Annotated in this window: 10 protein-coding genes; all 10 read left to right on the forward strand. The window is 45.2% G+C overall.

Annotation, left to right across the window (positions count from 1 at the left end):
• Positions 1-31: 31 nt before the first annotated feature.
• Entirely contained in the window at positions 32-598 is a 567-nt protein-coding gene (locus LOZ80_RS03370) for an SRPBCC family protein (RefSeq protein WP_238170094.1), read from the forward strand.
• A gap of 58 nt (positions 599-656) precedes the next feature.
• Positions 657-1,178, forward strand: coding sequence for an SRPBCC family protein (locus tag LOZ80_RS03375; protein WP_238170095.1), 522 nt, complete (start codon positions 657-659; stop codon positions 1,176-1,178).
• Between the two features lie 506 nt (positions 1,179-1,684).
• Complete coding sequence (locus tag LOZ80_RS03380; protein WP_173227744.1) at positions 1,685-2,152, forward strand: DUF4871 domain-containing protein; 468 nt, start codon at positions 1,685-1,687, stop codon at positions 2,150-2,152.
• A 165-nt stretch (positions 2,153-2,317) separates the two neighbouring features.
• Positions 2,318-2,761, forward strand: a complete 444-nt coding sequence (locus LOZ80_RS03385; RefSeq protein ID WP_238170096.1) for a hypothetical protein — start codon at positions 2,318-2,320, stop codon at positions 2,759-2,761.
• Positions 2,762-3,286: 525 nt separating this feature from the next.
• Entirely contained in the window at positions 3,287-5,077 is a 1,791-nt protein-coding gene (locus LOZ80_RS03390) for a cache domain-containing sensor histidine kinase (RefSeq protein WP_238170097.1), read from the forward strand.
• Between the two features lie 30 nt (positions 5,078-5,107).
• The gene (locus LOZ80_RS03395; RefSeq protein ID WP_238170098.1) at positions 5,108-6,691 is read left to right on the forward strand and encodes a helix-turn-helix domain-containing protein; all 1,584 of its coding nucleotides are present in this window, start codon (positions 5,108-5,110) and stop codon (positions 6,689-6,691) included.
• Positions 6,692-6,905: 214 nt separating this feature from the next.
• Positions 6,906-7,811, forward strand: coding sequence for an ABC transporter permease (locus tag LOZ80_RS03400; RefSeq protein WP_238170099.1), 906 nt, complete (start codon positions 6,906-6,908; stop codon positions 7,809-7,811).
• 2 nt (positions 7,812-7,813) lie between these two features.
• Positions 7,814-8,683 carry a carbohydrate ABC transporter permease gene (locus tag LOZ80_RS03405; protein WP_238170100.1) on the forward strand — a complete coding sequence of 290 codons (870 nt, stop codon included), beginning with the start codon at positions 7,814-7,816 and terminating at the stop codon, positions 8,681-8,683.
• 62 nt (positions 8,684-8,745) lie between these two features.
• Positions 8,746-10,329, forward strand: coding sequence for a type 2 periplasmic-binding domain-containing protein (locus tag LOZ80_RS03410; RefSeq protein WP_238170101.1), 1,584 nt, complete (start codon positions 8,746-8,748; stop codon positions 10,327-10,329).
• A gap of 99 nt (positions 10,330-10,428) precedes the next feature.
• Positions 10,429-13,080, forward strand: a complete 2,652-nt coding sequence (locus LOZ80_RS03415; protein ID WP_238170102.1) for a glycosylhydrolase-like jelly roll fold domain-containing protein — start codon at positions 10,429-10,431, stop codon at positions 13,078-13,080.
• Positions 13,081-13,092 lie beyond the last annotated feature (12 nt).

A 13,092-nucleotide genomic window follows, 5' to 3' on the forward strand; every position in this document is an offset into this window, starting at 1 on the left:
AATCAATAAGTTAAATAGGAGATGAAATAGGATGAACAGAAATTTCAAGTTAAAAACCTTCACGATGAGCTTCCTTTTACTGGTGATCGTTCTGATTGGTGGGGTCATTTTCGCGAGTCGCTTTGATGATTCCCAGCAAGCTACCATCGATGTCGACCGAAACGCCCAGGTCATAGTGGACCTTTCTATCGAAATCGAGGCTCCAAAGGAAACCGTATGGCGGATACAGACTGCCATCGACCAATGGCCAGCTTGGCAGAAAAACGTCTCACAAGCGCGATTATCCGGTCCAGTCGCGTTGGGAAGCACCTTCGAGTGGGAGACGCATGGGCTACCCATTATTTCCACCATTCGTGAGGTCGACCCCATGAAACGCATCGTTTGGGGGGGGCCAGCACAAGGCATCGAAGGCGTCCACGTATGGACCATCACACCGACCACCAAAGGAGTCGTCGTGCATACAACTGAGTCTTGGAACGGTCCACCAGTAGCAGCTGACCCCGATGGCATGCGCGCGGCACTCACGTCCTCGCTCAATGCCTGGCTTGTTGATCTCAAGACGACTGCCGAGGCGCAGAAATCAATAGCAATTCGATAGATAGACTCAAGTTAGTGGATTGATAACAAATAAATAAACGAAATGAGGCTGAATGGAAATGGAAAAAACGATTGTAATTGGAGCAACAGGGACGGAAGCAGCAATAACGGAAGAACTTGTTAAACGGGAGGCACGGACCAACATCGATGTCAACCGAAAGGCCCAGGTCATAGTGGACCTTTCCATTGAAATCGAGGCTCCACAAGAGATCGTATGGCGGATACAGACTGGCATCGACCAATGGCCAACTTGGCAGAAATACGTTACCCAATCGCGGTTATCCGGTCCAATCGCGTTGGGAAGCACCTTCCAGTGGGAAACACATGGGCTTCCTATCGTCTCCACCATTCTTGAGGTAGACCCTATGCGACGCATCGTTTGGGGAGGGCCGGCGCTAGGCATCGAGGGAATCCACGTATGGACCATTACTCCCACCGCCAAAGGGGTCGTCGTGCATACCATTGAGTCCTGGGACGGTCCGCCAGTAGCAGCTGACCCCGACAGCATGCACGTGGCACTCACGTCCTCGCTCAATGCCTGGCTTGCCGATCTCAAGACGACTGCCGAGGCGGCCAACTAAAAGTACCCTTAACCGAAGAGACCGACAGACACCTATCACCATATATTCTATTAGTTGAGGACAGGTAGCTATTGGGCAGGATTCTCTGATTTTGGTTAGGAAAAATTTTACTTGTATGATGGATTAAAGGAATTAGATGTTGAAGTTATGTACCCGATCAAATAATTGAACAAGCTACCATCATTCTGCTAACGGAGAACTATAGTTGAATGACGAAGCTGCCGGAACGATCGGCAGCTTCGTTACGTTAACGGGCAGTTTAGCGTGGTGGCAGCATGTGCTATTAGACAGTAGTTTATTTTAACGACTATCCATTAATAATGTGTGGGGAATAGTTTTGGGTTACGAGAAGAAATAGTAATTAATTTGAGGTATTCGTTTCTCGCCTAATAAGGGTAGCTTTGGTATCTGTTTTTATTTGTTAAGTTTAATGACAGGCATTGGAATATATTGTAAGATGATTTGTGTAAACAGAAATTAGTAAATTATTTTTAAAGGAGGATGTAATGCGATTAATAGCGAGTGTTTTGTTTATATTGCTATTTTTAACTGGATGCACAATAGAGAAGCCCGATCCTGAAAACAAGGAATGGGAAATTAGTCCTTTGTTTAAATCAGGTACATATACCATGATTGGACAAGAAGGAAGATTGGGTTTTATCTATGATCACAGTGAAGTGACCCGTTTCTACCCGAACAAAAAACAAAAATATATGTGGCATTTTTGGGGGAAGGCTGAAGAACTTCAAGGTCCATTAAAAGTAACGGGCACAAGTAAAGATACAGGAGAACAAATCACAGTTCTTTCAGCAGCAACAATAGGTGAACCTAACAATGGGGCTGATGCACACATTCCATCAATAATGTCACTACCTTCTCCTGGTCTTTGGAGATTAGATGCTTATATTGGAGAAAAAATCTTTGGTAGTATTATTGTTCAAGTTCAGGAGCAGAAGAAAGAAGTAAACTCATAAATTTAAGATACTCGTTATTACGCTAGACATAAACAAGTTGTAAAACTGGCGGTGGCGTTGAACTAACGGGCAGTAATGTGCAACTTTCTAATAATTGGAGAATAAAATGAATGAAACGGAGATGTAGAAGGAACAAACTGGTCTATCTGAGGGCTGGAGGGAAATATGACGAAAAGAAGATTAGGAGTTGCCACAAGTGTTATTTTATTGATTGCTTTATTTTTTTATTTAGCCGGGTACAAATTAGATGCAGTAAGTGCTGCTAGAGCGAACTCATTTCTACCAATGGGTTATTATTTTAATAACGATGACTCAATTAAAACAATCGGCGGAGTCTTATACTCGGATGACAAAGGCAGGGTCGCGACTGTTATCAGTGTTTTGTTGAGTGACCAGAAGATATCGTTTTTAGAGATCGGACCCGATGGAAACAGAATAAGAAAGAAAGCAGAGTTAAATACCCCGATCACATTTTCTTGGGATAAATCATTCCCTTGGAATGATTTTAATGCCAAGGCGCTGAATGAAGACGGGAAGGTACTCTATGAATATCGCTACGCCAAATCAAATTATATTAGACATGAAGATTTAAAATGGTATCCTATTTAGGCAAAAAGTTCTTAAAGAGATTAAACAAACGAGAAACTTTAGTTCAATGAAACAGCGACAGTCTAGGACTTTATTTTTCTGGTTAAGACCCCATTTGAAGAACATTGAAAAAAGACCCAAGACTTATAAGTTAGGTCTTCTCGCCCCTTAGCTTCTAATCCACTTTTTTAACGATGAGATCATGAGATCAGTCTATGACATCTATAATTTTTGTTCTTGATCCATTCTCCTCTATTCCATAGCCATTTTTAAGGTGAAATCAAAAAAAACATGAAAATGACCCAGCAAAAACGTACAAATGCCCCTTTGATATAGAAAGAGTATTAAAGTATATTTTTGTGTAAGCGAATACAATAAAGGCAGTATTATATCGCTAGGGACAAGCAACAATAATTGAATACGCACATTCTGCATAAGATACTTCGGTAGCGTCGTTACTTCTAGGCATGTACAATAGCTAGAGAAGACGTAGCAAAGGAAGGGCCAAATCTGATGGGGAAAAATTGGAGACGAAGGGCAATTTTCATGATTAGAAACATGAAGTTCCAAAACAAACTAATGGCAGGCTACCTTCTGGCTTGTCTAATTCCTCTGCTCTGTGTAAGCGCCATTATCTTTCACCAAGCGGCAGCTAGTCTTGAGAACTCCTCTCAAGAGTTCGCCGCTTTGTACACGTCCCAAATTAAAACATCTTTGAATGAATTTGTGAAAGAATATGATAAGGTCACGAAGTCGGTTCTGGTCGATAACAAATTGATTTACAACCTCGGAGATGAACAAAGTTTATCCATGAACGAGTTGGTTAACCAAAGGGTTGCCGTCCAGAGCATGCTGATGAGAGTTACATTGCTCAAATCGGAAATCAATACCGTGATGCTGGTCAGCCGAGATAACAGCGTTTATCAGTATTCGGCAGCAACGAGCCGAGTGAATGGGGAAGCGCTGTTATCGCAGGAGTGGTACAAGCCCCTTCGTAATTCAGCTGAGCCGTTTTTTATTACAGGGTTGCATGACCGGTCCTATTATGAGGATAAAGGGGCGGGAGCCGTCGTGACGGTAGGAAGGGTGTTGTTCAGCTCAGGAGGAGCGTATGCGGGCCTCCTTCTCATTGACCTGGACCCATTCGCGTTGCTGCAGCTTGATCATGAATTCGTCTTAGCTCGGGATAAATATGGTATGAGTGTCATTATCAGTAATCGTCAAGAAGAAATCGTTTACCATTCCGACGCGGCCAGCGGCCAGTTGTCATGGAAGCAGGTTCTCGAATCCGGCGTCGGAGACTCCATGGATAACGGAGACGATGATCGGATTATTTTATCTGGAAGTACCGCTCAAGGAAATTTGTTAATTAAAACTGAGATCCCGCGCTCAAAGCTGCTGCAGAAAATTAATCAGATCAAAGGAATGACCGTGATCGTGATCGTGTTGAGCAGTCTGATCATAACGCTTATCTCGTTTGGACTAAGTTTTACGATCACTAGACCTATCAAAGCGCTCCGCAGAAGCATGAAGCAGGCGGAAGCAGGCCAATATGTGCCCATAGAGAAAGAGCAGTCGGGCGACGAGATTGGAAGTCTGGTACAAAGTTATAACAATATGATTTTAACGATACGCTCCTTGATTAAAGACGTGTATATCGCGGAGATCAAACAACGCCAAGCCAAATTCATTGCGCTCCAGAATCAGATCAACCCCCATATGCTTTATAATACGCTCGAATCGATTCGCATGAAGGCGTTGGTCAATGATGACGAGGAAGCAGCCGATATGATAACGATTTTGGCCTGCATGTTTCGGCTTGCTTTGGGCAAGGAAGGCAGTCGCCATTCGGTGAAGCATGAATTGGAGTATACGGCTAATTATTTGCAGCTTCAAAATATCCGATTTGACAATATGTTTCAATTGAATATCAAGGTTCCCGAGGAGATGCTGCATTGCCATATCATCCCCCTCGTAATTCAGCCTATCGTGGAGAACAGCATCAATCATGGTTTCCTGGACTACAGTCGGCCTATGCATATTGAGATTGAAGGTGTTTGGACCGAAGAACGGGATATCCTCATCCGGATTACAGACGATGGGGGCGGTATGTCTTTAGAAAAGCAAGTGGAGCTGCTAGCTACTCTTGAGAATGCGCAGTCGGACAAATACAAGCTTGATGAGATCGATGAGCCGAAAAGTCAAGGGTTAGGCCTCAAAAATATCGCTGAACGCATTAAACTTCAATATGGAGATCGGTATTATTTGAAGATTCGTTCTGGCGTTAATCGAGGAACGATGGTTGAGATTTTAATCCCCAAGATTCAGGGAGTGTAAGGTGCGAAACTTGAAAGGAGGTGCTTTGGGATGAGATTGATCTTGGTGGACGATGAGAAAGGCATTGTGAACGGTCTCAAAAAAATGATTGGTCGCTCTATTCCGGAATGTGAGGTTGTCGGTGAGGCTTATAACGGTTTGGAAGGGTTCCAATTCATTCAGAAGCTGCAGCCGGACATTGTCATTACGGATATTAGAATGCCGCGAGCAGACGGTCTTGACATGATCAAAATGCTGAAAGATGAGGGCAGCCTAACTAAATTCATTCTCTTAAGCGGATATGCCGATTTTGAGTACGCTCGAAGAGGTATGCAGCTCGGAGTGCAATTTTACATTAACAAACCTGTGATTGAGAAGCAGCTGCGTGACTGCGTTCATCAGGTTATGGAGTCGATTCGTACGGAGAGAGCGAAACTTCGGGAGGTTGACGATTTGAAGCAAGAGGCTCACAGCCGAATACAGGAGAACGCTTTGCGCGACATTCTTGATCTCGGAAGTGATCACACAGACCTTGTGGAAGAGCTTCTTCGGATTGCCCAGATCCCAACGGAAGGAACAAGCTTTGCGTGTGTCCTGCTTGAATTTGACGGTAATGTTGATGCCTTGAAGGAATTTGGACTTCAATCTTTCTTTTATAAAATAGACAATGCCCTAAGCCAGTACCGGAAAGTGTACCGTTTTCGTTATACAGGAGCTCAGGTGGCCGTGGTGGTTACCCATGAGAAATCCATCAAGTACGAGGAACTGATCCGGGCGATAAATGTTATGAAGGCTGGGGTATACCGGGAGTTAAGTCTGTCCATGACCGTAGGAATTGGCGCGCTTAAGAAGCGGGCTTTCGAAATAGGTCAATCCTTTGATGAAGCACGTCATGCATTAAGCTTCAAAATTATCAAGGGAGCAGGTGCCGTGATCCCGTTTCAAGAGATCGTGAATCTGACGGGACGGAGTCACTTTGTTCCTGAAGAGATGATAGCCAAGCTGGAGGCTGGTCTCGACAACATGGACGAAGGGGGATGCGTGGACATTATTAGAGAGGTTTTTCGTGGGATGGAAGCACAGGCTAGCATAAGTCCGGCAGATCTCCAATTTCATTGCTTAAATATCCTTTTATCGAGCGTGCGCAAGATGTCTTTTCAGCAACTGCAGCAAAACGATTTCCTGAGCCGCCATATCCTGTCTTTAGAGGGCATATCGCGGTTTCGGACGCTGGAACATTTGGAGGAATGGATGGTTGAGGTTATCAGAGGAATTATTTCGTTCAAATTGAAGCATAATATTCCTAAGAAGAAGATTATCATCGCCGAGATTAAGGAATACGTTTCGACTCATTACAATGAGCCGATTAGCCTTGCCGATTTAGCCGCACGCTTTTTCATCAGCCCCCATTATTTAAGCCAGTTTTTCAAACAAAAAACGGGGGACACTTATGTAAATTTTTTGACAGGGGTCCGAATCGACAAAGCGAAAGAATTGCTTGAGCATACCGATTTGAAAGTGTACGAGATCAGCCAAATGGTAGGCTACTCCGATTCGCAGCATTTTTCCCGATTGTTTGAGAGGCTGACAGGGTGCAAGCCAAGTGAGTATCGTAAAAATCTTCCAAAAATTTAAATGTATTGGCAGATGATAACTATTGCTTAGACATGAAAAAGATTGCAACGATCGGCTAAAAAAGCCGAATAGTAGCAATCTTTTTATTTGTAGTTTTAAATGCACCTTAAAAATCACCTGTTTTTACACATAAATGACCCGTTGAGAGCTTTTCTGCCAGAATGTATAGTAACTGTGTAAGCGAATTCAGCAACTAGATACTGGGGGGAACAAGTTGAAAGCAAAGGCTTTTCATCGAATGAAGGTATATTGGCCGCTGTATGTCATGGCGATTCCGGGGGTGATTTTTCTCTGTATTTTTAAATACATTCCTTTGGCTGGTGCCGTTATCGCCTTTAAAGATTATTCGGTCTTTAAAGGATTTATCGATAGTCCTTGGGTAGGACTCAAGCATTTTAAGACTCTGATTCACCATCCTGACTTCGTCCGGGTGTTTGGCAACACACTGACGCTGGGATTTCTCAAGATCGTTTTGGTCTTCCCGGTGCCCGTTCTGTTGGCGCTGATGATCAATGAGATTCGAAAAACTGCGCTGAAGAAAGGAATCCAGACTGCCCTATACATTCCGCACTTTTTGTCTTGGGTTATTGTTTCCGGTATCGTCTTCGACATCTTTTCTACCAGCGGATTGTTCAATATTGTCATGGGGTGGTTTGGTGTTGATCCTGTGCTTGCCATGCAGGAAAGCGCATACTTCCGGCCTATTTACGTACTCACATCCATTTGGAGAGACGCAGGTTGGGGCACCGTGGTATATATGGCCGCGATCAGCTCTATCGACCCTCAGCTTTATGAATCAGCTATGATTGACGGCGCGTCCAAGTTAAAGCAAATTCGACACGTTACGTTTCCGCTTCTGCTGCCTACCGTGCTGGTTCTGTTCCTATTGGAAATCGGTAACTTCATGGATCTAGGCTTCGATCAAGTGTTTAATCTTCTCACACCGATGACTTACAACGTTGGAGATATCATCGATACGTATGTGTTCCGGGCAGGCATTCAGCAGGCCCAGTATAGCTACGCTACAGCAGTAGGCTTGTTTCAGTCAGTGATCGGATTTATTCTGGTATTCATTTTCAATAAACTATCTAAGAAGTTTTCGGATGGGGGGCTCTGGTAGACATGTTTGTATCGAGAGGGGAAAAAGCATTTGGCGCAGCCATTACGATTATTCTCATCCTGTTATCAATCATAGCACTCATACCGCTCCTGTCCGTGATTGCTACATCGTTCAGTTCCAAGAGCGCCGTCGATATGAATCTGGTAACGATTTGGCCAAAGCAATTTACGTTAGCCTCCTGGGGGCATATGATTGATCGTCCCGACCTATGGAAGGCGTTCTTCTTAACGCTCGGATCGACGGTAATCGGCACGGTGCTCGCTTTGCTGATGACCGCTTTGCTCGCGTATCCTCTATCGAAGACGGAGTTCCGCTGGGGGCCTGTCATTATGGTCGGGGTGGTGATCGCGATGATTTTCAAGGCGCCTATTGTACCTTACTTTCTGACGGTTCGGGGCATCGGGCTTTATAATAACCCGCTCGTCCTGATCGTACCGCATATATTGAATCCGTTTAATCTAATCATCATGAGAACCTTCTTTAAGCAATTTCCTAAGGAATTGGAGGAGGCCGCTTTCCTTGAGGGTAGTGGATACTTCCGAATGCTGTTCCAATTTGTTCTTCCGCTGTCCAAAGCGGTAATGGCGACACTCGCGCTATTTTACGCAGTCGTGTTGTGGAACCAGTTTCAGCACCCACTCTTTTTCCTGCAAGATCCGGATTGGTTCCCACTGCAGATCAAGATTCGGCAGTTTATCACCGACGATAACGTGATTATGGCAGGTCCCGCTACAATAGGTGATCTGAACTATAACGAGCGTACATTGAGAGCTGCGACCGTTATCTTTGCAATTATTCCAATCGTTGTGGTATATCCTTTCCTGCAGAAGTACTTTGTCAAAGGAGCCATGATTGGTTCTGTAAAAGGGTAAAACGTCCTTACCGGTTTATAGGCGGACAGCCTTAAACATATCATTTTGAGGGGGAACAATACATGAATTTTAAAAAGATGGGGTTATTATCAGTGGTAGGTCTCCTTGCGATTACTGCTGCAACCGGCTGTAGCGGGAATGCGAACTCATCAGCAAGCCCTGCATCTTCTGCTAAGAACCAAAATACTAGTGGCAATGAATTTGTTGATATTGAAGTATGGGGAACCAATGTCGGCTTCAAGCCCATCACCAAAGACAGCAAGACCTATGCATTTCTGAAGGAGAAGCTAGGCGTTGGCGTAATTAACCCGTATGTGGAATGGGGTGGAGGCACCAACTACTTAAACCAGTTAAACTTGAAGATCGCAGCCGGCGAAACGCCCGATTTGTTTCTTCCCTATGGGGGCACTGAAAACACCTTGGCCAAAAACGGTGCTATCGCCGATCTGACCGACCTTCTGCCGAAATATGCGCCGAATGTATGGCAAGCCATTTCGCAGGATGTTTGGAATGTCGTCAAAGCAAATGATCCTACCGGTCAGGGCAAAATTTATTATATTCCTACGGTAATAGACTACGGAAGATACGGTGGCATGATTCGTCAGGATTGGCTGGACAAACTGGGCTTGCAGATGCCGAAGACACAAGAGGATTATGTGAAAGTTCTTGAGGCGTTTCGGGATAAGGATCCCAATGGAAATGGACAGAAGGATGAGCAACCGACCGGCGGTCGTCAAGAGGCGCGTTGGATGGACCATCTGTTTGCCATGTATGGTGTTGCCATGTTCGAAGGATATCCAGATTGGGATCTGTACGACGGCAAGCTTACTTATTCCGCGGTAACGCCGAATATGAAAGCTGCCTTGGAATTTGCTGCAAAATTGTACAAGGACGGATTAATGGATAAGGAAACCCTTCTGAACGACAAGGCCAAGTGGGAGGGCAAGGTTAACGCCAATAAGGCTGGTAACTATTTTCAATGGGTAGAGACTCTCAATCTTAATCTGGACGCTTTGCAAAAGAACACGGGTGAGAAGGCCCAGTTCTCTATACTCCCCATACCGGAAGTTCAGGGCTTTAAGGGCTTCTATACGTCGAAAAAGAGGATGGCCCCGCAATGGGTCGTCAAGAACAGCAAGGACCAGACGAAGTTGATGGCCAGCTTAAAGCTGCTTAACAATTTGTACGATAAGAAAAATTGGAAAGATCTATACCTTGGTGTAGAAGGTATGCACTATACGATGAAGGATGGAAAAGCAATCAAACTCCCGGAAGACAAGAGTACTCAAGAGAATGTTGGACTTTTTAATCCATCTTCGGCTCTGGCGACACTTGATTTTACAATTGACCTTCTTAAGAGTACTGCATCGGCAGACACCATGTGGGAGATTGATCAAACCGTTCGAGATATGCAAGAAGTTCAGAAGTACGCCAAGTCTATTGCCGGCGACGGCATGCCGGCCAGCGTCTTCGACGACTTCCCGGACATCAACAATCGCACTCTGTATATCGAATATGCCAGTAAGATTATTACAGGGCAGTATCCGACCAGCAAATTCGACGAATTTGTAGAGAAGTGGAATAAATCGGGCGGCGAAGAAGTAACGAAGCGCGCGAGAGAATGGTATGCGAAAGTAAAAAAATAAAGAATGAACGCGAAATATCCGCTCAGCTTCTCATCGAAGTTGGGCGGATATTTCCATCCAAGCTTGGGATCATAATCGAAGCTCTTATAGGAGGCTGCAATGAGTAATCGTATTAAGGAAGTGCTTGAGGGTCGAGAGCAAAATTATATTCTACCTTTTCTCTGGCAACATGGGGAGGAAGAATATCTGATCCGTGAAGAGATGGCGCGTGTTCATGAATCCGGCATCAGAGCCGTTTGTATAGAAGCTCGTCCTCATCCAGATTTTCTTGGACCGAAATGGTGGACAGATATGGATATTATTATGGATGAAGCTCGGGATCGCGGGATGAAGGTATGGCTGCTGGATGACGACCATTTTCCAACAGGGCATGCGGCAGGCAAGGTGAGGGAGGCTCCGGAAGAGCTTCATCGCAAGTTTTTGGGTGAACGTTATATCGATACAATCGGTCCTGCTCAAGGCACCTCTCTGCTATTGGATACCTTGCTGATGCGTGGGCTTAGGCCGACCATCTCACAGTCCGAAAAAGCGAGTGGAAAGAATAAATTAATCTCCGTTGTCGCGGTCCGCCGACATCCCTCTAATGGAGAATTACTCAGTGATTGTATCGACATCACTGATCTTGTGCAAGACGGTATCCTATATTGGGATATCCCTGATGGGTATTGGCGGGTATTTATTATTTCTGAAAATAGGGATGGCGGCAGCCAGCAGCAGGATGATTATCTGAACCCCATAGACCGAGATTCCGTCCGTATTCTGCTTGACACGGTGTATGAAGCTGTGTATGAACGATACAAGGCAGATTTCGGAAAGACATTTGCCGGATTCTTCTCGGACGAACCGGGATTCTACAACGATAAGACTACCTTTGACTTCCATTCAAAACCTGGAAAAAAAGGAGTGCCGCTTCCTTGGAGCAATGAAATGCCTGCCTTGCTTGAGCAGGCGTTAGGTGAGGACTACCGAAAGCGCCTCTATCTTCTCTGGCATAATGCGGGAGAACAGACCACTATCGTACGGTATACCTATATGAATATTGTCAGCAAGCTCTATGCGGACAACTTTTGCAGCCAAATCGGAGAGTGGTGCAGAGCCCGCGGAGTAGAATACATTGGACATGTACTTGAAGACAACAACGTGCATGCAAGGCTTGGCTCCGGAGCCGGACACTTCTTCCGATCCATGTGGGGACAAGATATGTCGGGCCTAGATGTGGTATTGTGGCAGATCGTCCCCGGTTTCGATGAGCTATCTTATAGCAAGCCTGGTGGAGACACGGATAGCGAATTTTTCCACTATGGGCTTGGTAAGCTTGGTGTATCGCTTGGACATATCGATCCGAAGAAACAAGGCCGGACGATGTGTGAAGTATATGGGGCTTATGGCTGGGCAGAAGGCTTGAAGCTAATGAAATGGCTCACAGACCATATGTTGGTCCGCGGCGTCAATTATTTTGTCCCGCATGCCTTTACCCAGAAAGCTCCTGATCCAGATTGTCCGCCGCATATGTATGCAGGCGGGAAAAATCCGCAATACCGCTACTACAAGCATTTAAATCGATATATGAATCGGATCAGTCATTTGATTTCAGGTGGAAGGCACGTTGCGACTGCGGCAGTCGTGTATCATGCTGAAGCCGAATGGTCTGGGGAAGCGATGTATTTCCATCAGCCCGTGAAGCAATTAATGCAGCATCAGATCGATTGCGATGTTATTCCCATTGATATTCTTCTAAACGCAGCAAGCGTGAAAGACAACAAGCTGCATGTAAATAACGAAGACTTCGCTTGCCTTATCGTGCCATATGCAGAAGCGCTTCCAGCGGCGATGATTCACCGTTTGGTGGAGTTGACTGAACAAGGACTAGCTGTTCGCTTTGTCGGCGAGCTGCCGACGCGATCGAGCGAAGGCAACGAGGTTTCCGCTGAACTAGCTTGCCTTGCCGATCACCGGAATGTGAAGGTTGTTGCTTTAGACGATCTGGCGCAATTGCTTATTGCTGACGGCCATTATGAGATAAGTGTTGACGCACACGAACCGTATCTTCGAAACTACCACTATGTTCATGAGGGTTTGGATGTGTATATGTTCTTTAACGAACATTCACATCAAACCATTCGCAGGAAAATCATGTTGCCTGTTCAAGGTGATGTATATGCTTATGATGCATTCTTGAATCGTTTGACTAGTTTACATGTAACTAGGGAGAACGGTGCGAAGGTGGTGGAGGTTGCTCTTCATTCCTATGAGTCCATCGTACTGCTTCATGGTGCTGTCCTTGAAGGTTATGATGCGTTGCCACCGAATATAGCCGGGTCCGAATTTGAGCTAAAAGGCGAATGGATGGTATCGACTTCTGAGGCTGCACATTATCCTCGTTTTGAAGAATGGGGGAGACTGGCTGATCTAATGAATATGAGTAGGCCTGATTGTTTACCTCGATTTACAGGCACCTTCAGATACGAAACGGAGTTTGAGTGGGATGAATCTGCAAATCAGGCTCATTTAGACTTGGGTGAGGTCTATGAAACTGCACAAGTATGGATAAACGGTGAGGAAGCAGGAGTGCGCATCTGCCCGCCTTACCGCATTGAGATCAATGGCCTGATCAATAAGGGCAAGAACAAGCTAGTTATTGAAGTTACGAATACGTTGGTGAAAGAGCAGCCCGATTTCTTATCGGCATTTGCGCAGCAAGAACCGAGCGGACTCCTTGGACCCGTACGAGTGATCAGCACTACTGGCTGATCACTACTAAGT

Origin of the sequence: Paenibacillus sp. HWE-109 (assembly GCF_022163125.1) — a bacterium.
Lineage (GTDB): Bacteria > Bacillota > Bacilli > Paenibacillales > NBRC-103111 > Paenibacillus_E.